At 69.9% G+C, this 23,265-nt stretch carries 22 protein-coding genes and 1 riboswitch; of the genes, 5 read left to right on the forward strand and 17 right to left on the reverse strand.

What is annotated here, in order from left to right; all coding sequences use genetic code 11:
• Positions 1-15 precede the first annotated feature (15 nt).
• From thiC to ACFU5M_RS18250, 8 genes are all read right to left on the reverse strand, one after another.
• Positions 16-1,668 (reverse strand): phosphomethylpyrimidine synthase ThiC, encoded by a 1,653-nt coding sequence (thiC, locus tag ACFU5M_RS18215; RefSeq protein ID WP_379050359.1) that lies wholly within the window; start codon positions 1,666-1,668, stop codon positions 16-18.
• Positions 1,660-1,782, reverse strand: a riboswitch (TPP riboswitch). (Overlaps the previous gene by 9 nt.)
• A gap of 203 nt (positions 1,783-1,985) precedes the next feature.
• A complete protein-coding gene (locus ACFU5M_RS18220) occupies positions 1,986-2,432 on the reverse strand; it encodes a hypothetical protein (protein WP_379050361.1) in 447 nt (148 codons plus the stop codon).
• A 276-nt stretch (positions 2,433-2,708) separates the two neighbouring features.
• Positions 2,709-3,914: a fumarylacetoacetase gene (fahA, locus tag ACFU5M_RS18225; protein ID WP_379050363.1), complete on the reverse strand. Its 1,206-nt coding sequence runs from the start codon at positions 3,912-3,914 to the stop codon at positions 2,709-2,711.
• Positions 3,884-5,080: a homogentisate 1,2-dioxygenase gene (locus tag ACFU5M_RS18230; protein ID WP_379050366.1), complete on the reverse strand. Its 1,197-nt coding sequence runs from the start codon at positions 5,078-5,080 to the stop codon at positions 3,884-3,886. Before ACFU5M_RS18230 ends, fahA begins: the two co-directional genes overlap by 31 nt.
• A 65-nt stretch (positions 5,081-5,145) precedes the next feature.
• Positions 5,146-5,700 (reverse strand): TetR/AcrR family transcriptional regulator, encoded by a 555-nt coding sequence (locus ACFU5M_RS18235; protein ID WP_379050490.1) that lies wholly within the window; start codon positions 5,698-5,700, stop codon positions 5,146-5,148.
• A 134-nt stretch (positions 5,701-5,834) separates the two neighbouring features.
• Positions 5,835-6,665 (reverse strand): exodeoxyribonuclease III, encoded by an 831-nt coding sequence (locus ACFU5M_RS18240; RefSeq protein ID WP_379050368.1) that lies wholly within the window; start codon positions 6,663-6,665, stop codon positions 5,835-5,837.
• Positions 6,666-6,697: 32 nt separating this feature from the next.
• On the reverse strand, positions 6,698-7,705 hold the full coding sequence (locus ACFU5M_RS18245; RefSeq protein ID WP_379050370.1) for a GNAT family N-acetyltransferase: 1,008 nt from the start codon (positions 7,703-7,705) through the stop codon (positions 6,698-6,700).
• Positions 7,695-8,285 carry a peptide deformylase gene (locus ACFU5M_RS18250; protein WP_379050373.1) on the reverse strand — a complete coding sequence of 197 codons (591 nt, stop codon included), beginning with the start codon at positions 8,283-8,285 and terminating at the stop codon, positions 7,695-7,697. Before ACFU5M_RS18250 ends, ACFU5M_RS18245 begins: the two co-directional genes overlap by 11 nt.
• Before the next feature lie 182 nt (positions 8,286-8,467).
• On the opposite strand from ACFU5M_RS18250, the gene ACFU5M_RS18255 reads away from it, so the two are divergent.
• From ACFU5M_RS18255 to ACFU5M_RS18275, 5 genes are all read left to right on the forward strand, one after another.
• Complete coding sequence (locus tag ACFU5M_RS18255; RefSeq protein WP_379050374.1) at positions 8,468-8,821, forward strand: DUF3263 domain-containing protein; 354 nt, start codon at positions 8,468-8,470, stop codon at positions 8,819-8,821.
• A 48-nt stretch (positions 8,822-8,869) separates the two neighbouring features.
• Entirely contained in the window at positions 8,870-9,439 is a 570-nt protein-coding gene (locus ACFU5M_RS18260; RefSeq protein ID WP_379050377.1) for a LytR C-terminal domain-containing protein, read from the forward strand.
• 161 nt (positions 9,440-9,600) lie between these two features.
• Positions 9,601-10,284, forward strand: a complete 684-nt coding sequence (locus ACFU5M_RS18265) for a superoxide dismutase family protein (protein ID WP_379050379.1) — start codon at positions 9,601-9,603, stop codon at positions 10,282-10,284.
• A gap of 11 nt (positions 10,285-10,295) precedes the next feature.
• Entirely contained in the window at positions 10,296-11,441 is a 1,146-nt protein-coding gene (locus ACFU5M_RS18270; protein WP_379050382.1) for a glutamate--cysteine ligase, read from the forward strand.
• Between the two features lie 76 nt (positions 11,442-11,517).
• Positions 11,518-12,876, forward strand: a complete 1,359-nt coding sequence (locus tag ACFU5M_RS18275) for a DUF5933 domain-containing protein (RefSeq protein WP_379050385.1) — start codon at positions 11,518-11,520, stop codon at positions 12,874-12,876.
• 65 nt (positions 12,877-12,941) lie between these two features.
• On the opposite strand, the gene mnhG is transcribed toward ACFU5M_RS18275, so the two are convergent.
• The 9 genes from mnhG to ACFU5M_RS18320 all read right to left on the reverse strand — a co-directional run bounded on the left by mnhG (position 12,942) and on the right by ACFU5M_RS18320 (position 23,230).
• A complete protein-coding gene (gene mnhG / locus ACFU5M_RS18280) occupies positions 12,942-13,277 on the reverse strand; it encodes a monovalent cation/H(+) antiporter subunit G (protein WP_379050387.1) in 336 nt (111 codons plus the stop codon).
• Positions 13,274-13,534: a monovalent cation/H+ antiporter complex subunit F gene (locus ACFU5M_RS18285; protein WP_379050390.1), complete on the reverse strand. Its 261-nt coding sequence runs from the start codon at positions 13,532-13,534 to the stop codon at positions 13,274-13,276. The genes mnhG and ACFU5M_RS18285 overlap by 4 nt, the downstream gene beginning before the upstream one ends.
• Positions 13,531-14,106 (reverse strand): Na+/H+ antiporter subunit E, encoded by a 576-nt coding sequence (locus ACFU5M_RS18290; protein WP_379050393.1) that lies wholly within the window; start codon positions 14,104-14,106, stop codon positions 13,531-13,533. The genes ACFU5M_RS18285 and ACFU5M_RS18290 overlap by 4 nt, the downstream gene beginning before the upstream one ends.
• A complete protein-coding gene (locus ACFU5M_RS18295; RefSeq protein WP_379050396.1) occupies positions 14,103-15,704 on the reverse strand; it encodes a Na+/H+ antiporter subunit D in 1,602 nt (533 codons plus the stop codon). Before ACFU5M_RS18295 ends, ACFU5M_RS18290 begins: the two co-directional genes overlap by 4 nt.
• Positions 15,701-16,078, reverse strand: coding sequence for a Na(+)/H(+) antiporter subunit C (locus ACFU5M_RS18300; protein ID WP_379050399.1), 378 nt, complete (start codon positions 16,076-16,078; stop codon positions 15,701-15,703). Before ACFU5M_RS18300 ends, ACFU5M_RS18295 begins: the two co-directional genes overlap by 4 nt.
• Positions 16,075-18,969, reverse strand: a complete 2,895-nt coding sequence (locus ACFU5M_RS18305) for a Na+/H+ antiporter subunit A (protein WP_379050401.1) — start codon at positions 18,967-18,969, stop codon at positions 16,075-16,077. Before ACFU5M_RS18305 ends, ACFU5M_RS18300 begins: the two co-directional genes overlap by 4 nt.
• Before the next feature lie 110 nt (positions 18,970-19,079).
• Positions 19,080-20,381 (reverse strand): hypothetical protein, encoded by a 1,302-nt coding sequence (locus tag ACFU5M_RS18310; protein ID WP_379050404.1) that lies wholly within the window; start codon positions 20,379-20,381, stop codon positions 19,080-19,082.
• A gap of 133 nt (positions 20,382-20,514) precedes the next feature.
• Entirely contained in the window at positions 20,515-22,740 is a 2,226-nt protein-coding gene (locus ACFU5M_RS18315; protein WP_379050406.1) for an AAA family ATPase, read from the reverse strand.
• Between the two features lie 49 nt (positions 22,741-22,789).
• Positions 22,790-23,230, reverse strand: coding sequence for a hypothetical protein (locus tag ACFU5M_RS18320; protein WP_379050408.1), 441 nt, complete (start codon positions 23,228-23,230; stop codon positions 22,790-22,792).
• Positions 23,231-23,265 lie beyond the last annotated feature (35 nt).

Here is a 23,265-nt window from a genome sequence, read left to right on the forward strand (position 1 = left end):
GGCGGCGGGCGGTCATTACGAGACGACGGGCAGGTAGACGGCGTTGCCTTTGCCTGCGAACTCGGCGGACTTCTCCGCCATGCCCGCTTCCAGCGCCTCGACCTCGTTCAGGCCGTGGCGCTCGGCGTATTCGCGCACGTCCGCCGAGATCCGCATCGAGCAGAACTTCGGGCCGCACATCGAGCAGAAGTGGGCGGTCTTGGCGGGTTCGGCGGGCAGCGTTTCGTCGTGGTATTCGCGCGCGGTGTCCGGGTCGAGGGACAGGGCGAACTGGTCACGCCAGCGGAATTCGAAACGGGCCTTGGACAGTTCGTCGTCGCGCTGCTGGGCGTGCGGGTGCCCCTTGGCCAGGTCGGCGGCGTGTGCGGCGATCTTGTAGGTGATCACGCCGACTTTCACGTCGTCGCGGTTGGGCAGGCCCAGGTGTTCCTTCGGCGTGACGTAGCAGAGCATGGCGGTGCCCGCCTGCGCGATGATGGCCGCTCCGATGGCCGAGGTGATGTGGTCGTAGGCCGGTGCGATGTCGGTGGCGAGCGGGCCGAGCGTGTAGAACGGCGCCTCCTCGCACCACTCTTCCTCGAGCCGGACGTTCTCCACGATCTTGTGCATCGGCACGTGACCGGGGCCCTCGATCATCACCTGCACGCCATGCGATTTCGCGATCTTGGTGAGTTCGCCCAGGGTGCGCAGCTCGGCGAATTGCGCCTCGTCGTTGGCGTCGGCAATGGAGCCGGGCCGCAGGCCGTCGCCGAGGGAGAAGGTGACGTCGTAGCGGGCCAGGATCTCGCAGAGTTCCTCGAAGTGCGTGTACAGGAACGATTCCCGGTGATGCGCCAGGCACCAGGCTGCCATGATCGACCCGCCGCGCGAGACGATGCCGGTCACCCGCTTGGCGGTCAGCGGGATGTAGCGCAGCAGCACGCCCGCGTGCACGGTCATGTAGTCCACGCCCTGCTCGCACTGCTCGATCACGGTGTCGCGGTAGATCTCCCAGGTGAGCGCGGTCGGGTCGCCGTTCACCTTCTCCAGCGCCTGATAGATCGGCACGGTACCGACCGGGACGGGGGAGTTGCGCAGGATCCACTCGCGGGTCTCGTGGATGTTCTTGCCGGTGGACAGGTCCATGATGGTGTCCGCGCCCCAGCGGGTCGCCCACACCATCTTCTCCACCTCCTCGGCGATCGAGGAGGACACGGCCGAGTTGCCGATGTTCGCATTGATCTTGACCAGGAACTTCTTGCCGATGATGGTCGGCTCGAGTTCCGGATGCTTGTGGTTGGCCGGGATGACCGCGCGGCCCGCGGCCACCTCCTCGCGCACCAGTTCCGGTGCGACGCCTTCGCGCGCGGCGATGAAGCGCATCTCGGGTGTGACGATGCCCTCGCGGGCCCAGGCGAGTTGGGTGCGCGGGCCCGTCCCCTCGGTTCTGGTCCAGGTGTCACGCAGCTTCGGTAGACCGCCTTCGAGATCGATCGTCGCCGTCTCGTCGGTGTACGGGCCCGACGTGTCGTAGACGTCGAAGTGCTCGCCATTGGTCAGATTGATCCGGCGCACCGGTATGCGCAGGTCTTCGACCTCGAGATAGTGCTTGACGCTGCCCTCGATGGGGCCGGTGGTGACATTGTCGACGGGTGCGGATGCGCCGTCGGACGCAGCGGCGGGTGCCATCTATTTCCTCCCTACGCCGGCATTACCCGGTCAGGTTCATACGGTCGACGGCCCTGACGCCTCTCGGCTAGCCGTCCTCTCAGCCCGCTGGTGCGAGCCCCCGTTGGTTGTGAAATTTTCCCGCCCGACCATACCCGGACCGCCCGGCCGCGTGCCCGGCGATTCGCCGGGACCGCGCGAACTCCCAGGCACCGGCAGCAGTGTTCGTGCGCGCCGCCCGGATCCGTAGCCGTAACCGTCGTCAGGACAACCGCGGCCGCGCGCCGCAGGTCCACGCAGGCTCCCGGCCTCGTCGTGCTCCGCATGTTCGATCGGAGTTACCCGTCTTCCTGCGACTCCGGCCTCGCCGAATGGCCGGGCGCGCCGCGGGTGCGGCGGGCTTCTTTCATCTCGGCTTCGTAGAGGTGGCGGCGACCGTCGAGCAGTTCATCCCGGACGGCCCGTTCCACGTCGCGGAACAGGCCGTAGTAGCCGTCGTCGTATTCCTCGATGATCTGGAACGTCCAGCGTCCGGCGAGCACGTTGCGACCGATCAACTCGGTGGATATCCGGTCGGCGATGTGGGTATGGCCCGCCTCGCGGAACAGCTCCACGGCCTCGTCGAGCGCCAGGTCGGCGCCGCCGGTCAGCTGGTGGAAGGCGTAGAGGTGACCGCGGGCGCGTTCGATGATCTCCAGGGCCTCCGAGAGTTTGCCGGTGGCGGCGACGGTGGTGTCGCCGACGCCGTCGGGCCGACGGTGCGCTACGTCCGGGCGATCGGTCATGACCTCGCTCCTTGTCTGGCGGATGCAACCGTAGCCGCGGCGTACCCGGATGGGGGCGAGCTCAAGCGCTGTAAGTTTGCTGCTGCGCTCCGGATGGGCGGGGAACTTCCGGCGCAGGCGTCGTATCCGTCGGCGCGCTCCACCCGGATCGGCGGAGAGCCTTCAGCGGCGACCGGGCGGTGCCGCCGTCTCGTCGGCCGCGACCCGATGGTGGCGGGTCAACCGGTGCCGAACGGCCGACGACAGACCGAGGCGCCACCGCTCGGTGGCCGGTGCTCAGCGCGAATGCGCGGGACGGATGCGGCCGGTGACCTCGCCCAATCCGATGCGGGAGGTGCGGGGACCGGGAGCCGATGCCGTGATCGTCACTTCGTCGCCGTCTTCGAGGAAGGTGCGTTGCCGATCGTTCACCAGGATCGGTTGGCTGCCGCCACAGGACAACTCGATGAACGACCCGCGCTGGTCCGGTTCTGGACCGGAGATGGTGCCGGAGGCGAACAGATCACCGGTGCGGGTGGAAGCGCCGTTCGCGGTGAGATGAGCGAGCATCTGCGCCGGTGACCAGTACATCCGGGCATAGGGCGGGTGCGCGACCGGGTGACCGTTCCACGCCACGGTGAGATCGATGTCCAGGCCCCAAGCCTCGTCCCCCCGCAGGTAGGGCAGTGGCGCGGGCGACTGTTCGGGCAGCGGTATGCGCGCGGACTCCAGGGCGGCCAGCGGGGTGATCCACGGTGCGAGCGAGGTCGCGAACGACTTGCCGAGGAATGGCCCGAGCGGTTGATACTCCCAGGCCTGGATGTCGCGTGCGGACCAATCGTTGACCAGCGCGACGCCGAAGACCCGGTCGGCGAACTCGTCGATGCCGACCGGCACGCCGAGCCGCGAGCCGACACCGATCACGAAGCCGAGTTCGGCCTCGATGTCCAGCCGCCGCGAAGGGCCGAACTCCGGCGCACCGGATTCGGATCGGCGCTGCCCGCACGGCCGCGCGACCTCGGTGCCGGACACCACCACGGTCCCGGCCCGCCCGTGATAGCCCACCGGCAGGTGGCGCCAGTTCGGCAGCAGCGGGTCACCGTCCGGTCGGAACAGGCGACCGAGGTTCGTCGCGTGATCGATGCTCGCGTAGAAGTCCACGTAGTCGCCGATCCGTACGGGCAGCCGTAGTTTCACATCGGACAGGGGGTGTACCGCCGCGCTGTCCAGCTCGCCTTCGACCGCCTCGCGAATCCGGTCGCGGACCGCGCGCCAGCGTCCGGGCCCCTGGGCCAGGAAGGCGTTCAGGCTCGGTTCGGCGAACACCGGATCGTCCACAAGCGCGAGCACATCGATGACGTGCTCACCGAGCCGCACACCGACCCGCGGGCTTCTTCCGCTCGGCGCGAACACCCCGTACGGCAGGTTGTCCGGACCGAACAGGGACTCCGGGGAGACCTCGACCCTGGTCCTCACGCGGGGCCACGCCCGGACCAGGTCCATGCGTAGGTCGGGTCCTCGCAGGCCAGGGCGCCTTCACCGAGTTCCAGCGGACGGAAGGTGTCCACCATGACGGCCAGCTCGTCGAAGTACTCGATGCCGATGCTGTTCTCGTAGGCGCCGGGTTGCGGGCCGTGGGCGTAGCCGCCGGGGTGCACCGACACCGAGCCCTGGGTGATCCCGGAACCCTTGCGCGCTTCGTAGTTGCCACCGCAATAGAACATGACCTCGTCGGAATCGACGTTCGAGTGGTAGTACGGCACGGGGATCGACAGCGGGTGGTAGTCCACTTTGCGCGGCACGAAATTGCAGATGACGAAGTTGCCGCCCTCGAATGCCTGATGGACGGGCGGCGGCTGATGGATACGGCCGGTGATCGGTTCGAAGTCGGCGATATCGAACGCGTACGGATACAGGCAGCCGTCCCAGCCCACCACGTCGAACGGATGGGTGGCATAGACCATCCGGGTTCCGACCACCCGCCCACCGGCGCGGTGCTTGACCAGCACTTCCACCTCGGTGCCGGTCTCGGTGATCGTCTCGGCCGGTCCGTGCAGGTCCCGCTCACAGTACGGGGCGTGCTCGAGCAGCTGACCGAACTTCGACAGGTAGCGCTTCGGCGGCGTGATGTGGCCGGAAGCCTCGATCACGTACGCCCGCAGCGGTTCCGGGCCGGTGGGCCGCCACCGATGCGTCGTGGCCCGCGGAATGAGCACTTGGTGGCCCTGCCGGACGGGCAGCGCGCCGAACACGGTTTCGACCACCGCCGCGCCGGACTCCACGTACACCAGTTCGTCGCCGATCGCGTTGCGGTACAACGGCGATACACCCTTGGCGACGACGTAGGAGATGCGCACGTCGGCGTTGCCGAGCAGCAACCGCCGCCCGGTGACCGGATCGCTTTCCGACGGGGTGTCGCCGGGGAACAGGTTGTGCAGCCGCAGGTGACGGTGGCGCAGGGGGTGATTCGGCGTCGTCCGCTGATCGGGCAACTCCCAGACCGTCGAGTCGACCAGTGCAGGCGGCAGGCCGCGGTGGTAGAGCAGCGAGGAGTCGCCGGAGAAGCCCTCCTCGCCCATCAGCTCCTCGTAGTAGAGCCTGCCCTGCTCATCCCGATGCTGGGTGTGCCGCTTCGGCGGTACCGCACCCACTTGCCGATAGAACGCCATGACCGTTCCTCCGCCAGCCGGTGGTCGGATAGTTGATCACCATCGTAGTGCGGCCGGATCGTCGATCAGGCGTTTCGCAGGGCGCGATAGACCGAGGCCCCGACGAACGCGCCGAGATCCGCCGGTGTCCAGCCGTCTTGGTCCGCGAGCAGCGCGCGCACCGCCCCCTCACCCGCGGACACCCACTGCTCCACCAGCACGGGCAGCTTGCGCTCGGCGTCCACGGTGCCCCAGGCGCGCAGCGTCGGACGCAAGAGCTTGGCGCAGCGCTCGATGACGAGCGCGCGGCCGCGACCGAACGAATTCGCCACGGCGGGGTCGGGGTTGCCGTAGACCAGCCGCCAGGCGTCGGGCCGGCTCGCGGCCTTCGTCAGCAGCGCGCGGAACCCCTCGACGAACACGGTTTCGTCCGCGTCCACGTCGCGCGGGGACACCACCTCCAGCACGCCGCTGACCAGGTAGCCCTCCTCGCGCTGGATCAGCGCCTCGATCAGCTCGACCCGATCGGCGAAGCAGGCGTAGACCACCGGCCGGGTCACGCTCATCCGCTCCGCTATCGCGGCCATGGTGACCGCGGCGATGCCGTTCTCCACGGCGATGGCCAGCGCGGTGTCGAGCACTTGCGGGCGGCGGCGCTCCGGGCCGAGGTGCTGCGCCCGTTGCCGTTGCCCGTCGCTGTTCACGCCGCCCAGCCGGGCGCTGGTTGCCCGGTTCCCGCTGCTGCGGCGGGGGAAAGGCGGCTGCGCCGGGCGGGTCACGAGGCCCCTGGGCCGTCGGCGAACTCGGCGATCACCGGAGCGTGGTCGCTGGCGCCCTTGCCCTTTCGTGCCTCGCGATCGACCATCGCGTCCGTCACGGTGGCGGCGAGCGCGGGGGAGGCGAGGACGAAATCGATGCGCATTCCCTCTTTACGCGGGAAGCGCAGCTGGGTGTAGTCCCAGTAGGTGTAGACGCCCGGCCCCGGCGCGAACGGGCGCATGACGTCCGTGTACCCGGCGTCCACGACAGCCTGGAAGGCGTCGCGCTCCGGTTGCGACGTGTGCGTCTTGTCGGCGAAGTACTCCACGGACCAGACATCGTCGTCGGTCGGCGCGATGTTCCAGTCACCCACCAGCGCGATCTTGGCCCGCGGGTCCTCGGCCAGCCAGCGCGCGCCGTTGTCCCGTAGCGCGGTAAGCCATTCCAGCTTGTATGCGTAGTGCGGATCGGTCAAGGTGCGGCCGTTGGGCACGTACAGGCTCCACACCCGCACGCCACCGCAGGTGGCCCCGATCGCGCGGGACTCGACGACCGGCGTGCTGATCAGCGACTCGCCCGCGTCCTTGTCGAAGCCGGGTTGCTCGGGGAAGGCGAACTCGACGTCGGCGAGGCCGACCCGAGAGGCGATCGCCACTCCGTTCCACTGGTTGATGCCCAGGTGGGCAACCTCGTACCCCAGCTCGTCGAAGCGCTCGAACGGGAACTGGTCGTCCCGGCACTTTGTCTCTTGGAGGGCCAGCACATCGATGTCCTGGCGGTCGAGCCAGTCCGCGACACGGTCGAGCCGGGAACGGATCGAGTTGACATTCCAGGTGGCGAGACGCACGGTGGCCTTCCTTGCGGGGTGACAGGTCTGTTCTACCGCAGGTCGCCGGCCCCGGCGAGGGGTTGCGGCGCGGCGTAGCGGTAGGCGTGGTGTTCGACGAAGCCCAAATCGCGATACATCCCGCGGGCCGCCTCGTTGGCCGCCTCGACCTGGAGGTACGCGTGTGTCGCACCGCGATCGTGGCCCCAGCGCAGCAGCTCGGCGCAGACCAGCGAGCCGAGCCCGTGCCTGCGGTGCGCGGCGGCGACGGCCACGCAGGCGAGGCCGACCCAGCGGCGCCCGTCCGGGGCGGTGGTGAGCGCGCCGCGGCCGATCGCGATAGGGCGCGGCAGGCCGAGCGAGGCGAAGCCGAGTTCGCCGTCGAGAACCGCGGTCAGCACCTCGGGATCCGGTGCGGGAGCGTAGATCGCCTGTTCGGCGGGAACCTCGCCGCCGTGACGATGCACCTCCAGCCAGTCGGTGTCGGGGGCGGTCGCGATCCGCACCATCGAAGGACCCTGCGGCAGCACGAAATTGTCGAGATCGATGGCGAGCATGAGCGTTTCTCGCCGGCTGTGCCAGCCGGGCGGCACGGGGGCCAGCCGATCGGGCAGCGCGAGCTGCAAGGGCAGGCCATGCGCGGTGTACCACTCGCCGATGCGGTGCAGCGTCTCCGCGGACACGGCGGCGGGCGCCTCGGAACTGCCCAGCGGCACAGCTGAATTCGCGCGCCCGGTGTATCCGTGGCCCGCGCGGACCAGCCAGCCGTCGATCCACGCGTGTTCGACGCCCGGCCAGCCGTAGGCGGCCGCAGCCTCCAGCGCGCGGATCTCCTTGGTGCGAATCGGCCTGGGACCGATGGCTTTCAGCGCTACCACACGCTCCGGCGCCACCGAGACGACCGTACCGTCGGCGCCGCGAACGGTCGGCGGATCCAGGGAGACGAGCTCGCCGATCACGTCGGTCATCGGTTGGGGATAACCCGCGGGCAACCGATAGCGCAACACCACACGGCGGCCGAGCGGAATATCGGACAGGCCGGCGGCGGGGTCAGTCGTCATGCCCGAACGGGTCGGGATCGGTGCCCGGCAGCCAGCTCGAACCGGGTGTGCCCCAGCCGTTGCGTTTGATCGCCTTCTTGGCGGCCCGTGCGTTGCGGCCGACCAGCACGTCCACATAGAGGAAGCCGTCCAGGTGCCCGACCTCGTGCTGGAGCATGCGGGCGAAGAAGCCCTTGCCCTCCACCTCGACCGGCTCGCCGTGCTCGTCGGTGCCGGAAACCTTCGCCCAGTCGGCGCGGCCGGTGGGGAACTGTTCGCCGGGCACCGATAGACAGCCCTCCTCGTCGTCGTCCGGGTCGGGCATGGTCTCCGGGATCTGTGAGGTCTCCAGCACCGGGTTGATCACGACGCCGCGGCGCCGGGTGGCGGTGCCGTCCGCGCCGAGGTCGGGGCAGTCGTAGACGAACAGGCGCAGCGGAACGCCGACCTGATTGGCCGCGAGACCGACGCCGTGCGCCGCGTCGAGCGTCTCGTACATGTCCGCGATGAGCGGAGCCAATTCCTCCGGCGATTGGGTGACCCGTTCGGTCGGGTTGTGCAGAACCGGGTCGCCGACGATCACGATCGGGAGGATTGCCATGGGCCAATTATTGCCGTGGGTGCAACGTCACAGCGCCTCGGGTGCCGAACCGGAGACCGGATCTACCGGCAGGTAGGAAACACGCCGCGTCGCGGCCCGGGCGATTCCCCAGGTGCGTGGTTGAATGTTCCGCGACGTACAAGCACCATTTTCGTCTGGTGGTTACTCGGCGAGGGAGCGAGATGGACGGCGCAGCGGCACGGAATCTTTCCGAGAGCCAGGACGGCCCTTCCGCGAGCGAAGAAGTCACGACGGGGCAGGCTCCGGCCGAGCAGGCGGACGGCGCCGGGCTGAGCCGTCGCGAACTCGACATCCTCGCGTTCGAACGACAGTGGTGGAAGTACGCGGGGGCCAAGGAGGAGGCGATCCGCGAGCTGTTCGCCATGTCGCCGACCCGGTACTACCAGGTGCTGAACGCGGTGGTCGACCGGCAAGAGGCGCTGGCCGCCGACCCGATGCTGGTCAAGCGGCTGCGCAGGCTGCGCGCGAGCAGGCAGAAGGCGCGCGCGGCGCGACGGCTGGGATTCCAGGTCTGACCCGGCGATGCGGACCCGGACCCGCCCGGTGCGACTAGGCTCGCGAGGGTGAGCTACCCGAATCCCACCTCCGGTGGGCCACCGTTGCGCGCCCTGGCGATGGTGCTGATCGCGTTGGCCATCGTCTTCGCCGGTCTGGGCGCGATGTCGTTGTCGAGTTCCGACGCCGACACCGACGCCTCGGGGACCAGCGAATCGCCCACCTCCAGCGCGACGGCCGCGCCCCAGATCCCGGCGAGCACGACCACGCCGAAGGCGCCGACCTCGGCCGCGTCCTCGTCCAGCGCGGTGGCGACGGTCACGCCGACCACGACCGCCGCCGCGACCACCTCTGCCGCGGCCCGTTCGGTCGCGGTGCGTGTGCTGAACAACAGCATGGTGCCCGGACTCGCCGCCAAGACGGCGGGCCAGCTCTCGGCGAGCGGGTGGACGATCGCGGAAACCGGCAACTACCCCGGCACGAGTATCGCGAAAACCACTGTGTACTACGGCAACTCGCCCGGCGACAAGGAGGCGGCGCAGGCCGTCGCGGACGAGCTCGGTGCGGCGGTGGCGCCGAAGTCGGACGGAATCGGGGACAGCGGACCGGGTGTAACGGTGATCGTCACGGGTAACTGACCCGTGTGGCCGCTGTTCGCACGCTCGGACCGGCGAATGCTCGGTGAGGGCGCGCCGCCCTGTCGGTGCCTCGGCACGGCGGCGTGGCATCATCTTGTCCGGTAACGAACGTGTCCACCCAGCTTTACTCGTAAACTCGGTACTCGTAAAGGAGTTCCCCGATGGCCCCGTCCACAACTCGACGCCCGTCCTGGCGGACTGTGACCCCGGTGCTCGCGGTCGCGGTGTTCGGCCTCGCCGCCTGCTCGAACAGCCAGGAGTCGAGTGACGTCCAGGGAACCCCCCCGCCGGTGTGGACCGGGTCCGCGGCTCCGGCCGGGCAGTCGAGCACCGAGCACGGCTCGCCGAACGCCGCGCAGGGGGTGAACGTCCAGTTGAAAGACCCCTCGGGCGCCTCGGTCGGCACCGCGAACTTCACCGAGGACGGCAACCATCTGCAAGTCACCGTCGAGGCCCACGGGCTGCGCCCCGGCTTCCACGGCCTGCACGTGCACCAGGTGGGCAAGTGCGAGCCGAACTCGGTCGCGCCGACCGGTGGCCCGGCGGGCGATTTCTTGTCGGCCGGTGGTCATCTGCAGGTCGGCAGCGCCAACGCGCACCCGGCCAGCGGCGATCTGAGCTCGCTGGAAGTGCGTGGCGACGGCGTCGCCAAGCTGGTCACCACCACCGACGCGGTGACCCTGGACGACGTGAAGGGCAAGGCCCTGATCATCCACGCCGACGCCGACAACTTCGGCAACATCCCCAACCGTTACAACCGCGCCGATGGCGTCGCGGGTCCGGACGAGACGACCCTAGCGACGGGCGACGCGGGCGGCCGTGTCGCCTGTGGCGTGATCCAGTAGCGCGGTGGTATATGGCCGGGGCAGGAATCGAGCACGTTCCCTTCGAAGGTTCGCCCCGGCCCACGATCGGGGTCGAATGGGAGATCGCCTTGGTGGACAAGGTGACCCGCGATCTGTCGAATACCGCCGCCGCGGTGTTCGATTCACTCGGTGAGCTGCGTGCCCACGACGGCACACCGCAGGTGACCAAGGAGTTGCTGCGTAATACCGTCGAGTTCGTCACCGGCGTGCACGAGACCGTGGGCGCGGCGGTGGAGGACCTGACCGGCACCATGAACACGGTGCGGCGCGCCGCCGACCCGCTCGGCGTCGACCTGTTCTGCGCGGGCACCCATCCGTTCGCGCAGTGGTCGGCCCAGCAGCTGACCCGGTCGGAGCACTACGACGAGCTGATCGAGCGCACGCAGTGGTGGGGCCGCCAGATGATGATCTGGGGCGTGCACGTGCACGTCGGAGTCTCGCACCGCGACAAGGTCTTTCCGATCCTCAACTCGTTACTGCTGTCGTATCCGCATCTGCTCGCGCTGTCGGCGGGCTCGCCGATGTGGTCCGGATCGGACACCGGCTACGCCAGTAACCGGACGCTGATGTTCCAGCAGCTGCCGACCGCGGGCCTGCCGTTCCAGTTCGAGAACTGGACCCAGTTCGAGCATTTCGTGCACGACGAGGTCAAGACCGGTGTGTTCACCCAGCTGGGCGGCATGCACTGGGACATCCGCCCGGCCCCCAAATGGGGCACCATCGAGGTGCGGGTCTGTGACGGCATCTCCACGCGCGCCGAGCTCGCGGCGCTGGCCGCGCTCATCCATTGCCTGATCGTCGACCTGGATCGCCGCGTCGAGAACGGCGAGGACCTGCCCACTCTGCCGCCGTGGCATGTGCAGGAGAACAAGTGGCGGGCCGCCCGTTACGGGCTGGACGCGATCATCATCACCGATTCCGACAGCAACGAACGCTTGGTGACCGACGACCTGGACGATCTGCTGAACCGGCTGGAGCCGACGGCGGCGCGACTCGGCTGTGCGGACGAGCTGGCGATGGTCGCCGAGATCCCCAAGCGCGGCGCCTCCTATCAGCGGCAGCGCCGCGTCGCCGCGGCGTCGCAGGGCGATCTGATCGCGGTGGTGGACGCGCTGGTCGAGGAACTGAAACAGTAACCTCCTAGCGCGGATAGGTCGGCTGCCGTTCAGCTGGCCAGGGGGATGGCGTTCACGCCCCGTTTACTATGGTCGGATGCTAGTCGAAGACCCGGGTGCCGAAGTAGGAAGCGCGGTATCGCGCCGTCCCGTACCGCGGACCCGGGTCCGGGTCGCCGCGGGGGTGGCCGCGGTGCCCGTCCTACTGATCGTGTTGCAGGTCATCGCTGTCTGGCAAGGGTTCGACGGCCCGCTGGAGAGCGTGGCGCGGGACTACATCGGCACCCCTAAGTCCATGTCGGTGCCCTGGGCCGGGCTGGTCCTTGCGCTGGTGGGCGTTTCGGCCCGCCGCAGGCTGGTCGCGCTGGGCGTCGCCGTCGCCGTCGACGTGGTGTGGGCGGGCGCCCGATTGCTGGCGGGGGAGCCGTTCGCGATCGGCAACGGACCGGTCATCGTGCTGACCGGCCTCGCGCTGTTGGCCTGGCTGCGCTGGTCGGGCGCCGAACGGCGGGACGCGCTGCATGCGGCCGCACTCGGCGCGCTGCTCATCCTGGCCACCAAGGTCGGCGACGTCTGGCTGCACGTCACCGTGATCGGCAGGCCGACGGTGCTCGACGAATACGTGATCCTGGCCGACCACGCGCTGGGCGATCCGTCCTGGGTGCTCGGCCGGGCGGTCGACGCACTCGGGCCGGTGGTCTACGCGGTGCTGCACTGGGTCTACATCGAGTTGCCCGTGGCAGCCATCGTCGTGGCGGTGTGGCAGCTGCGCGGGGTGGTGTCGTCGGGCCGCTGGCCGTCGCACTATCTGGTGCGGACCTTCCTGGTGCTCGGCTTGATCGGCCCCTTGGTATATGTGCTCTTCCCGGTGGTCGGGCCGATGTTCGCGTTCGGACCGGACGGCAACGGACTGCAACTGGGCAACTACTGGCCGGGTGTGGTGCCGCCGATCGACCGGAATCCGCTGCCGCTGCCGTTCGACGCGGCGATTCCGCGCAACTGCATGCCCTCGATGCACACGGCTTGGGCACTGTCGGTGTTCCTGCACACCCGCCGCGACAGCGACGGCGAGTTCGCCCCGGGCTGGCTGCGCTGGGGCGGCGCGTTCTGGCTGCTGGCCACGCTCACCGCGACCCTCGGTTTCGGCTACCACTACGGCGTCGACCTGGTCGCGGGCGCGGTGCTGTGCCTCACCGTCGAATCGGCGCTGCGCGAGCCGGAGCGCGGCTGGGGATGGTTCCGGGTCCGGCTGGTCGGCTCCGGTGTGGTCGTGCTGGCCGCGCTGCTGCTGTCCTACCGCTACCTCGCGGTGCCGATGGCCGAGTACCCGGTGCTCGCGGGCACGGTGGTGCTCGGGCTGCTGGCCGGACTGGCGGCGGCGTTCCACGCGACGTGGTTCGCGACGGTGCGTCAGCCGCTGCGGGCGGAACGAGAGGTCGAACCCGCCACGCGCTGAGCGGGAGTCCGGCCGAGCTGCCCGACCTGGCCGGCGCGGGGTGAAACGCCAGGCGCTGAGCGGGGCTATTCCACGTCGTCCTCGCGCAAGGCGTTGACGCGCAACAGCCCGTCACGGTGGCGCTGCTCGCGGTATGCGGTGCGGCCGATGAGGTGGGCGATCACCGGGGCCGTGAGCAGGGTGAACAGCCCGACCAGCACCAGTGTCCAGACGTTGCCGTGCCCGCGCAGCTGGATCGCGGCACCCGCGAGCACGAGGATCAGCCCGATGACCTGGGGTTTGGTGGCGGCGTGCATCCGGGTCAGCGTGTCGGGGAAGCGCACGATCCCGATCGCCGCGGTCAGCGCCAGTGTCGAGCCGAACAAGATCAGGGTGCCGGCCAGCGCGTGCCAGAGGTTCATTTGTCGTCCCGCACCCGGAATCGGGACACCGCGGCCGAGCCGAGGAATCCGACCAGCGCTAGCGCGACGATGGCGGGTACCACGGTGGTGTCGGCGCTGTAGGCCGCCCACACGGCGAGACCGGAGGCGGCGATGGCCATCAGCGAGTCGATGCCGACGACCCGGTCCAGCGTGCTCGGCCCCAGGACGACACGGTAGGTGGTGAGCAGCGCGGCCGCGGTCAGGATGACGGCGGCGAGTACGGCGACGACGGTCACGATGGCACCTCCGGGAGCGCGGCGGGCCGGAAGCGCGGCCAGCCGGTCGGACGTTCGAACGCTTCGATCAGCAGCCGTTCCAGCCGCCGGGTGGTCCGGTGGAACTTGTCCACGGCGGCGTCGCTGCCGACGTCGAGGACGTGGACGTAGACGACGCAGCGCCTGCGGTCGATCTCCAGCACCATCGTGCCCGGGATCAGGTTGAGCACATCGGTCCACAGCACCAGCACCAGATCCGATCTCGTGCGGGCGTACACGCGCAGCACGCCGGACACCGGCATGGGAGCCGGGCGGATCGCGAACCAGGCGACTTGGAGACTCGATTCCAGCGCGTAATACGCGCTCACCACGACCAAGGCAATCATCGGAAGCGGGTTCAGCCGACCGGACACGGGCACGCGCGGCAGCGGCAGCGCCACCATGATCAGCGCGGCGACCACCAGCCCGCCCAGCAGGTTCGCGACGCTGAGATCGCCCCACAGGGCGAGCCAGACCATGGTGAGCCACACGAGTACGCCGATCCGGACGATCGTCTCGCGCCGCCGGCCGCGCCCGGTCTGCTCGACGCTCATCGCGGGCCTCGCGGATCACCCAGCACCGCACCGATGTACACGCCGGGATCGCGCAGGTCGACCGCGGCCCGGTCGGCGATCGTGAGGATCGGACCGGCCAGCACGGTCAGGCACAACCCGACCGCCACGAGCGCCGCGGTGGACAACACCATCAGCGGCGGCATCCGGCCGGGATCGGTGCGCTCGTCGTAGTGCACGTCGGTCGCATCCTCGATCAGCGTCGGCGGCTTCGCCGCGGTGAGATGGCCCTCCGGCGCGTCCGCGCGGGGTCGCCAGAACGCCTTGCTCCACACGCGGGCCACGGTATAGAGCGTGAGCAGGCTGGTGAGTACGGCGCCCCCGACCAGCACCCAGGCCAGCACGCTGCCGCGCTCGGCGCCCGCCTGCAAGAGCGCGACCTTGCCGATGAACCCGGAAAACGGCGGAATCCCGCCGAGATTCAGCGCCGGGATCAGGAACAGCACCGCCAGCAGCGGGCTGGCCGCGGCGAGCCCGCCCAACCTGCGCAGCGAGGTCGATCCGGCTTGCCGCTCGATCAGGCCGGCCACCAGGAACAGCGCCGTCTGCACCAGAATGTGGTGCGCCACGTAGAACACCGAGCCCGCCAGCCCGGACGCGGTGGCAAGGCCGACCCCGAACACCATGTATCCGATGTGGCTGACCAGGGTGAACGACAGCAGACGGCGGATGTCGCTCTGCGCGATGGCGCCGAGGATGCCCACGAGCATGGTGAGCAGGCCGCACACCAGCAGCACCGAGTCGAAGCCGCCGTCGGGGAACAACAGCGAGTGGGTTCGGATGATCGCGTACACACCGACTTTGGTGAGCAGGCCGGCGAACACGGCGGTGACCGGCGCGGGGGCGGTCGGGTAGGAGTCGGGTAGCCAGTTCGACAGCGGGAAGACCGCCGCCTTGATGCCGAACGCCACCAGTAGCACCGCGAAGATCGCCGTGCGGGTGCCGTCCGGCACGGCGCCGAACCGGACCGCGAGCTGGGCGAGATTCAGTGTTCCGGTGGCCGCGTAGGTCAGCCCGATACCGGTGAGGAAGATCAGCGACGAGACCATCGACACCATCACGTAGGCCACGCCCGCGCGGATGCGCTCGGTGGTCGCGCCCACCGTCAGCAACACGAACGATGCCGCGAGCAGGATCTCGAAGCCCACGAAGAGGTTGAACAGGTCACCGGCCAGGAAGGCGGCCGAGACACCGGCGGTCAGCACCAGATAGGTGGGCCGGTAGATGGAGGTGGGCTGCCGTGCGTCGCCGTCGCGGATGTTCTGGCCCGCGCCGTAGAGGGCGACCGACAGCAGCACGATGGACGAGACGACCAGCATCGCCGCGGAGAGCCGGTCCACCACCAGCGTGATGCCGATCGGCGCCGCCCAGTTGCCGACCTGCAACGCGGTGGTGCCGTCCCGGTCGGCCAGATACAGCAGCAGCCCGCAGATCACCACGACGGCGGTGAGCGCGCCGACGATGACCACGCTCTGGATGCGGGGCCTGCGGCCGAACACGAGCGTGGCGGCGGCGCCGAGCAGCGGAACGAGCACCGGCAGTGGCGTGAGGATCGGCAGCAGGCCGGGCGAGAGGCTCATGTCTCCGGGTCCTCTCGGGCACGCCGCCGGGCGACATCCTCGTCTTCCTGGTCGTTGGCGACGTCGTCGCTGGTGGTGAGCATGTAGGCGCGGTAGGCGAGGGCGAGCACGAATGCCGCGATGCCCATGGTGATCACGATGGAGGTGAGCACCATCGCCTGGGCGAGCGGGTCGGCCATCTCCTCGGTGTCGGCCGCGCCGTGGATGGGCGGTTCGCCGTCGCCGCCGCCCGCGGTGAGGATCAGCAGATTCACCGCGTTGCCGAACAGGATCAGCCCGAGCAGCATCTTCGACACGGCGCGTTCCAGGATCAGATACACCCCGCACGCGACCAGGATGCCGATCACGATCAGCAGGGTCAGATTCGCCGTCATGCGCCGCCCTTCGCCGCCGGGGTCTCGGCGTCGGCCAATTCGCTGTCGAGCCGCGCGCCGAGGCTGCGCAGCACGTCCAGCACCAGGCCGACCACGATGAGATAGACGCCGAGGTCGAACAGCAGCGCGGTGACCACCTTGACGTGGCCGAGCACCGGCAGCGAAACCTCGATGATCGCCGAGGACAGCGGCGGCGCGCCGAGCAACAGCGACGAGACCGCGGTGCCCGCGGCCAAGGTGAGGCCCGCGCCGAGAACATGGCCCGCGTCGACCGGGAGCGCCTCGCCCAATTCGTAGCGGCCGCCCGCGAGGTACCGCAGGGTCAGCGCGAGCCCGGCGGTGAGCCCGCCCGCGAACCCGCCGCCGGGGGCGTTGTGGCCGGAGAAGAAGAAATAGACCGACAGCACCATGATGGTGGGGAACACCAGCCGCGTGGTGATCTGCAGGACCATCGACCGTTCCGCCCGATCGACCAACCGGCCCGCGGGTAGCCAGCTCACCAGCTCCGGGTCGTAGTCGGGGGAGTCCGCCGCGCGCGGGGCGCTGCCGAAACGCCTGCTGCGGAACACCAAGGAGGCGACGCCGGTGGCGGCGACGACGAGCACCGAGATCTCGCCGAGGGTGTCCCACGCCCGCAGGTCGACGAGCAGAACGTTCACGGCGTTCTTTCCGCCGCCGAACGCGTAGGCGGCCTCGGGGATCCCGGTCCAGATGGGTTCGGCGGTGCGGGCCGCGACGGCGAAGCCGGCCAGGACCGCGACCACCGTCCCAGTTCCCGCGGCCAGAATCGCCCTGCGGATCTTGAACGCGGTCCTGCGGCGGGCCTCGATCCGCGCGGGGAAGGCGCGCAGGACGAGGACGAAGATCACCAGCGTCAGCGTCTCCACCAGGAATTGGGTCAGCGCGAGGTCGGGCGCCCCGTGCAGCGCGAAGATCACGCCACTGCCGTATCCGGTCACGCCCACCACCAGCACGCTCGCCAATCGGTTGCGCAGCACTGTCGCGGCGAGCGCGGTCACCGCCATGACCAGGCAGATGGCCGCTTGCAGCGGCGAATCCCACAGGCGCAGCGTGACGCCGGTGCGGGTGCCGAGGGCGAGCAGGACGGTCGGCAGGACGATCAAGGTGACCAGGATCGTCGCCTGGCTCAGCGGCAGCGACCCGCGCTGCACGGCGCCGGTCATCCGCAGCGAGAGGGTGTCCATCGCGCGCAGCGTGGCGTCGTAGGCGCGGTCGGCGTTGCCGAGGCGCGGGTGCGCCGATTCGGGGATGCGGTCGCGCAGCCGGTACAGCACGACACCGACCGCGACGATCAGCAGCGTCGACGCCAGCGCGGGAGTGAAGCCGTGCCACAGTGCAAGATGGGAAAGCGGGGGTCCGGCAAGCGTTTCGGCGTAGGGGCGCAGCCGTGCGTCCAGCCAGGACGGCGCGAGGCCCGCGACGAGGCTCGCGGCGGCGAGGATCACCGGTGCGGCCAGGAAGAGGGCGCCCGGCGGGTGCCAGCGGAGACGATCCTCGGATACCGGCCCGGCAATAACCATTCCGCTCGGATGGTGGGCCGAAGGTTCGGTGCCGGGAGCGGGTTCCGGCTCGACACCCTTTTCTGCGAAAGCGCCCCAAACGAACCTGATGCTGTAGCCGACGGTCAGCATCGAGCCCAGCACCACACCGGCGAACACCACACCGCGGGCAGGCGCGGCGAGCACGTCCGCGTCGAACACGGCGCTCAGCGCGCTCTCCTTACCGACGAAGCCGAGCAGCGGTGGGATGCCCGCCATGCTGAGCGCCGCGAGGACCGCGGTGGCGCACAGCACCGGGGCTCGGCGGCCGAGACCGGACAACCGGCGTAGATCGCGCGTCCCCGCACCGTGATCGATGATTCCGACCACCAGGAACAGGCATGCCTTGAACAGCGCGTGCGCGACGATCAGTGTCACTCCGGCCAGCGCTGCGCCGGGCGTGCCGAGGCCGACCAGCACGATCAGGAAGCCCAGCTGGCTCACCGTGCCGAAGGCGAGCACCAGTTTCAGATCCGAGACCTGGAGTGCGCGCAGCCCGGCCAGCAACATCGACGCCAGACCGAGGGTGAGCACCAGTGGATGCCATACCGGGTTCTGCGCGAACGCCGGTGCGAGCCGGGCGACCAAGTACACACCGGCCTTCACCATCGCCGCGGCGTGCAGGTACGCGCTGACCGGCGTCGGCGCCGCCATCGCGCCGGGTAGCCAGAAATGCAGGGGCACCACCGCGGATTTGGTGAGCGCGCCCACCAGTAGCAGCGCCACCGCCACGTCGACCGCTATCCCGCTCGGGGGATGTGCGCCGGACAGCAGATCCGACAGCAGGTAGCTGCCGTTCGCGGTGCCGAGCACGACGATGCCGACCAGCATCGCCAAGCCGCCCGCCCCGGTCACCAGCAGCGCCTGGATCGCGGCCCGTCTGCTGGCCGCCTGCTCGGCGTTGTGGCCGATCAGCAGGAACGACAGCACCGTGGTCGCTTCCCAGAACACGTAGAGCAGCACCATGTTGTCGCTGGTGACCAGCCCGAACATGGCACCGGCGAACGCGACCAGCTCGGCGGCGAACACCCCGAGCCGTGCTTCGTCGTTCTCGAAGTATCTGGCGCAGTACACCAGCACCAGCGCTCCGATGCCCAGCACGAGCGCGCACAGGACGGCCGCGAGCGTGTCGAAACGCAGATCGATGTTCAGGCCGATGCTCGGCGCCCAGGTGAGCCGGACTCGCTGCGGTGCGGACCAATTGGCGATCACCCAGCCCAAGCCGCCGAGCGGGACCGATGCCAGCAGATAGAAAGCATTGCGCCCCAGTGCCCGCACCGCCAGCGGAGCCGCCAGGGCGGCTGCGGCGTGCACGAGCAGGATCGCGAGCAAACTTCACTCCGTCGAGTCGGGGCGGCGGGGTGTTCGGGACAAGCCTACGTAAAGCCTGCGTCTTCGGTGGCAGGGGTGAGTATGGCGTCCGCCATCCGGCGGAAGCGAGGCTATATATCCGCTAACGATTCGCTTTCCGGTTGCCCTTTCGGTTGCGGCTTGCTGCGCGGCCGCAGTTTCCGCAGCATGACCAGCCCGATCGCGCTGCCGATGACAATGGCGAGCGCGGTGCGCCCCGGCGTCGCATCGTGTACGGCGACGTCCTCGCGCCAGTCCTTGGCACGGTCCGGCATCACCGATACCGCCGAGGGAAGGTACAGCGCGGCGATCGCGAGCACCCCGCTGGGCGCGTAGTGCGGTCGCGCCGTCCCGCAGCAGTAACCCGCGGTCAACGCGATGAACCCACTGATCGCGGCGAAGGCGACGGTGCCTGCGGCCGTCGAGGTGGCGAGGGCGAATACGGTGATGCCGCTGAGCAGCAGGATGGCGAGAGCGGCGGAGGGCATCCTCGCACCGACGAAGAGCCCGGCCGCGGTCAACGCGATGAGCACCGCGGAGGTCCAGCCGGGCCGGACCGCGTAGCCCACGGCGTCGACCGCCGCGGTGAGGCTCACGGCCAGGTACACGCCGGTGCCGTCGCGGCCGGGCAGCAGCATGGCCGCGGCGGTGGCGCTGACGATCGTCGCGGCGACGACGATCCCGATTTCGATCGCGTGACTCTCGGCGGGCAGTTTGCTGTACTGGCGGCCCAGCCATTCGGTGCCGGCCAGCACCACCAGCGCGAGCACCATGGCGGCGAGGATCGGCGTCACCGGCAGGGCGACCGCCATCCGCGGCGTCTTCGGCTCCTCGGTGCGCTTCCAGTTGTGCAAGGTGCTGATCACCAGCGCAGCCAGCGCCACGCCGATCATCCAGCGCGTCGGAGTCTCCAGCACCGAGTAGGGATCCGCGTTGACGTCGAGCAGGTCCGCGAGATCGCCGAAGCCGAAGAACCCGACGCCGCCCACCGCGAACGCGGCGCCGGGCAGCGGTCTGCGCAGCGCCACGGCGCCCAGCCCGCCGAGCAGCACCGCGGCGCAGATCGAGTCGATGTAGTTCTGCGTGGTCAGCATCTCGGCCGTGGCGACGTGGCTTCCGGCGAAGTGATTGATCAGTTGTGCCAGCGCGGCGGCGGTCGCCGTGGCCCACCCGGTCAACGGGCGCTTGGTGGTGGCGACCAGCACGGCGACCGCCACGGCGACGATCACCCCCAGCGCCGCGCTGCGCGGCACGCTGTTGAGCAGACCGGCGATCCGGTACGACGTGGACTGGCCCCGGGTGCTGACGGTGACCGGCAGGAACAGCGTGACACCCGCGACCGCGGCTCCCGTGAAGGCCGTGGTCGCGTCGACAATGTCCCCGACCCTGCGCACGGTTGTCGAACATACCCGTGGTGCTCGCACGATCTTGTGATTGCCGGATATTCGCTCGAAAATGTCTCGGATATGAAAACTGCGGCTCAGGCCGATTACCGGAGATTGTCTGTGGGCGCTATCTGCTCGCTGCCTACCCTCGGCTGTCCGCGTACCGGCGCAACGTGTCGATCTGCGACGGGTCCAGTGAGGGCCGCACCACCGTCTGGGCGGCCAGCACGTCGGCGCCGGTGACATCGGCGGCGTGCACGTCCCGGCGCATCGCCGTGAGCGCGGACTCGCGCAGCAGCGCCGCGCAGTCGGCGGCGGAGTAACCTTCCAGTTCCCGCGCGAGCGCGTCGAGGTCGACGTCGGCGGCCAGCGGCACCGCGCGGCCCGCGGTGCGCAGGATCTCCCGCCGGGCGTCGGCGTCCGGCGGCGGTACGAAGACCAGCCGTTCGAGCCTGCCGGGGCGCAGCAGCGCCGGATCGATCAGCTCCGGCCGGTTGGTCGCGCCCACCACCACCACGTCGCGCAGCGGTTCCACGCCGTCGAGTTCGGTCAGCAGCGCCGCGACCACCCGGTCGCCGACGCCCGAATCGGTACTCTGCCCGCGGCGCGGGGCCAGCGCGTCCACTTCGTCCAGGAAGATCAGCGACGGCGCGGAATCGCGCGCGCGTTGGAACAATTCGCGCACCGCGCGCTCCGACGAGCCGACCCACCGGTCCAGCAGTTCGGCACCCTTGACCGCGTGCACGCTGAGCTGACCGGTGCCGGCCAGTGCGCGCACCAGGAAGGTCTTGCCGCAGCCGGGCGGACCGTAGAGCAGCACCCCGCGCGGTGGCTCGATGCCGAGGCGGGCGAAGGAGTCGGGGTGCCGCAGCGGCCACAGCACCGCCTCGGTGAGCGCCTGCTTGGTTTCCACCATGTCGCCGACATCGTCGAGGTGCAGGCTGCCGATGGCGAGTTCCTCCATACCCGAGCGCGACAGCGGCCGGATGACCTCCAGCGCGCCGAGCAGGTCGGGTTGGGTGAGCTGTGGATTGCCGTGCTCCCTGGCCCGCGACGCCGCGCGCAGCGCCGCCTCCCGGCACAGCGCCGCCAGATCCGAGACCACGAATCCGGGTGTACGCGCCGCGATCTCGTCGAGCTTCAGTTCCGCGGTCGGCACCCGGCGCAGCAGATGCTCCAGCAGCGCCTTGCGTACGGCGGCGTTGGGCAGCGGCAGCGCGAGTTCGCGGTCGCACAGGTCCGGTGCTCGCAGTCGCGGGTCGATTCCGGCGGGGTGGGCCGTGGTCGCGAGGAACGCGACGCAGGGTTCGGCGATCGCGGCGCGCAACTGGTCCAGGATGAGCGTGGCGACCGGCTCGGCGTCGGCGGGCAGCAGCGCGTCGATGTCGGTGATCAGCAGGACGCCGCCCTTGCCGCAGCCGATGTCGGCCACCGCCTCGGCGACCTCGCGCAGCCGCGCGCCGCTCTCGGCCGCGCCGATGGTGGGGCCGTCCAGTTCGACGATGCGCCGCGGCGCCGCGACCGCACGGGCCAGTGTGGTCTTGCCGACGCCGGCCGGGCCGGTGATCAGCACGCCGAGGTGCGGTCGTGCGCCCAGCGTGCGCAACAGCTCGGGCTCGTCCAAGGCGAGGCTGAGCCACTCGTCGAGCTTCGCGGCTTGGGTGCGCGCGCCCGCCAGGTCTTCGACCGAGATGCTCGGTGTGCCGTCGCCTGCCGCCACCGCACCGGGAGCGACCACTTCACCCACGCCGCGGGATGCCTCGTCCACCGGGAGCGGGGTTCCGGCCGAAGCCGGGGCGTCCCATCCGGCGATCGCACCGGCACCCCAGGTCACCGCGGTATTCGGCTGAACGCTGACCGGACCGCGCGGATCGGTGGCGGTGACGGTGAGCAACTCCGTGGTCCAGGCGATGCCGAAGGTACGCGACAGCGCTTGGGTGGCCGCCACGGAGCTGATGTCGGGGCCGAGGTCGCGCGGCAACAGGGAGACCGCGTCACCGACCGTGACGACCTTCCCGAGCAGCGCCTGCCGCAGTGTCGCGGCCGGAATCGTGCGGGTGGCGTGCACCGAGCCGCTCACCGTGATCTGTTTCGCGCCGTAGACGGTCGCGGGGGAGACCACCACGGTCGCATCCTCGCGCAGCCCTGCGTTGGACAGCGTGACGTCGTCGAGCAGGGCGACTCCGGCGGGTGTTCCCTGGCGGGCGACGCCGACCACCGCGGCCGTGCGCCGGGAGCCGACCAGCAAGATTCCGTCCCACTCGCGCAACCCCAGCGCGGCCAGCGCCTCCGGATGTAGCCGGACCACCCCCCGCCGGGCGTCGGCGGCCGAGGGATTCAGGCGGGCGGTGAGTGCCAGTTCTGCCACTGTGCCATTCTGCCGCGTGGCCCGCGATCGGTCACGGTTCGTCTGCCGGTTACTTCTTCACGATCCCGGCCGCGACCGCGACCGAGGAGTCGGCGACGCTGGGTGCCAGGCAGACCAACTTGGCGGTGCCGAGCGCGACGTTCGGGCTGCCGTCGAACGGGCCGCCGGGGTTTTCCGCCAGGATCTGCTCGATCAGCGCTTTCTCCTGGTCGGTGTCGAGTCGGCGGAACTCACCGCAGGTGGTGCTGGACGCGGGACCGAGCGAGGAGTCGCGCTGCTTCGTCGTGACCGGTGCGTCGGTATCCGGCGGGGCGCTCGGTGTCGTGGTGCCGGGAGCGGTCGTGGTGCGCGTGGCCGAGGCGGACGTGGACGTGCTCGCGGCGCCCTTGCGCAATCCGTTCGCGTCGGTGGATTCGTCCCCTCCGCCGCAGCCTGCCAGCAGGAAACCCACCGTCCCGGCGATCAGGACGATGGCGGAAGTTCGTTTCATACCGTGCTTTCCCGGGTGGATCGTGGCGCCGGAGG

This window comes from Nocardia sp. NPDC057455, from assembly GCF_042802775.1.
Classification (GTDB): domain Bacteria; phylum Actinomycetota; class Actinomycetes; order Mycobacteriales; family Mycobacteriaceae; genus Nocardia.

What these genes read in the sequence shown, in the direction of transcription:
- thiC (WP_379050359.1), bottom strand. Translation starts at nt 1,668, where the DNA reads ATGGCACCCGCCGCTGCGTCCGACGGCGCATCCGCACCCGTCGACAAT.
- ACFU5M_RS18220 (WP_379050361.1), bottom strand. Translation starts at nt 2,432, where the DNA reads ATGACCGATCGCCCGGACGTAGCGCACCGTCGGCCCGACGGCGTCGGC.
- fahA (WP_379050363.1), bottom strand. Translation starts at nt 3,914, where the DNA reads ATGGACCTGGTCCGGGCGTGGCCCCGCGTGAGGACCAGGGTCGAGGTC.
- ACFU5M_RS18230 (WP_379050366.1), bottom strand. Translation starts at nt 5,080, where the DNA reads ATGGCGTTCTATCGGCAAGTGGGTGCGGTACCGCCGAAGCGGCACACC.
- ACFU5M_RS18245 (WP_379050370.1), bottom strand. Translation starts at nt 7,705, where the DNA reads ATGACGACTGACCCCGCCGCCGGCCTGTCCGATATTCCGCTCGGCCGC.
- ACFU5M_RS18250 (WP_379050373.1), bottom strand. Translation starts at nt 8,285, where the DNA reads ATGGCAATCCTCCCGATCGTGATCGTCGGCGACCCGGTTCTGCACAAC.
- ACFU5M_RS18255 (WP_379050374.1), top strand. Translation starts at nt 8,468, where the DNA reads ATGGACGGCGCAGCGGCACGGAATCTTTCCGAGAGCCAGGACGGCCCT.
- ACFU5M_RS18265 (WP_379050379.1), top strand. Translation starts at nt 9,601, where the DNA reads ATGGCCCCGTCCACAACTCGACGCCCGTCCTGGCGGACTGTGACCCCG.
- ACFU5M_RS18270 (WP_379050382.1), top strand. Translation starts at nt 10,296, where the DNA reads ATGGCCGGGGCAGGAATCGAGCACGTTCCCTTCGAAGGTTCGCCCCGG.
- ACFU5M_RS18275 (WP_379050385.1), top strand. Translation starts at nt 11,518, where the DNA reads ATGCTAGTCGAAGACCCGGGTGCCGAAGTAGGAAGCGCGGTATCGCGC.
- mnhG (WP_379050387.1), bottom strand. Translation starts at nt 13,277, where the DNA reads ATGAACCTCTGGCACGCGCTGGCCGGCACCCTGATCTTGTTCGGCTCG.
- ACFU5M_RS18290 (WP_379050393.1), bottom strand. Translation starts at nt 14,106, where the DNA reads ATGAGCGTCGAGCAGACCGGGCGCGGCCGGCGGCGCGAGACGATCGTC.
- ACFU5M_RS18295 (WP_379050396.1), bottom strand. Translation starts at nt 15,704, where the DNA reads ATGAGCCTCTCGCCCGGCCTGCTGCCGATCCTCACGCCACTGCCGGTG.
- ACFU5M_RS18300 (WP_379050399.1), bottom strand. Translation starts at nt 16,078, where the DNA reads ATGACGGCGAATCTGACCCTGCTGATCGTGATCGGCATCCTGGTCGCG.
- ACFU5M_RS18320 (WP_379050408.1), bottom strand. Translation starts at nt 23,230, where the DNA reads ATGAAACGAACTTCCGCCATCGTCCTGATCGCCGGGACGGTGGGTTTC.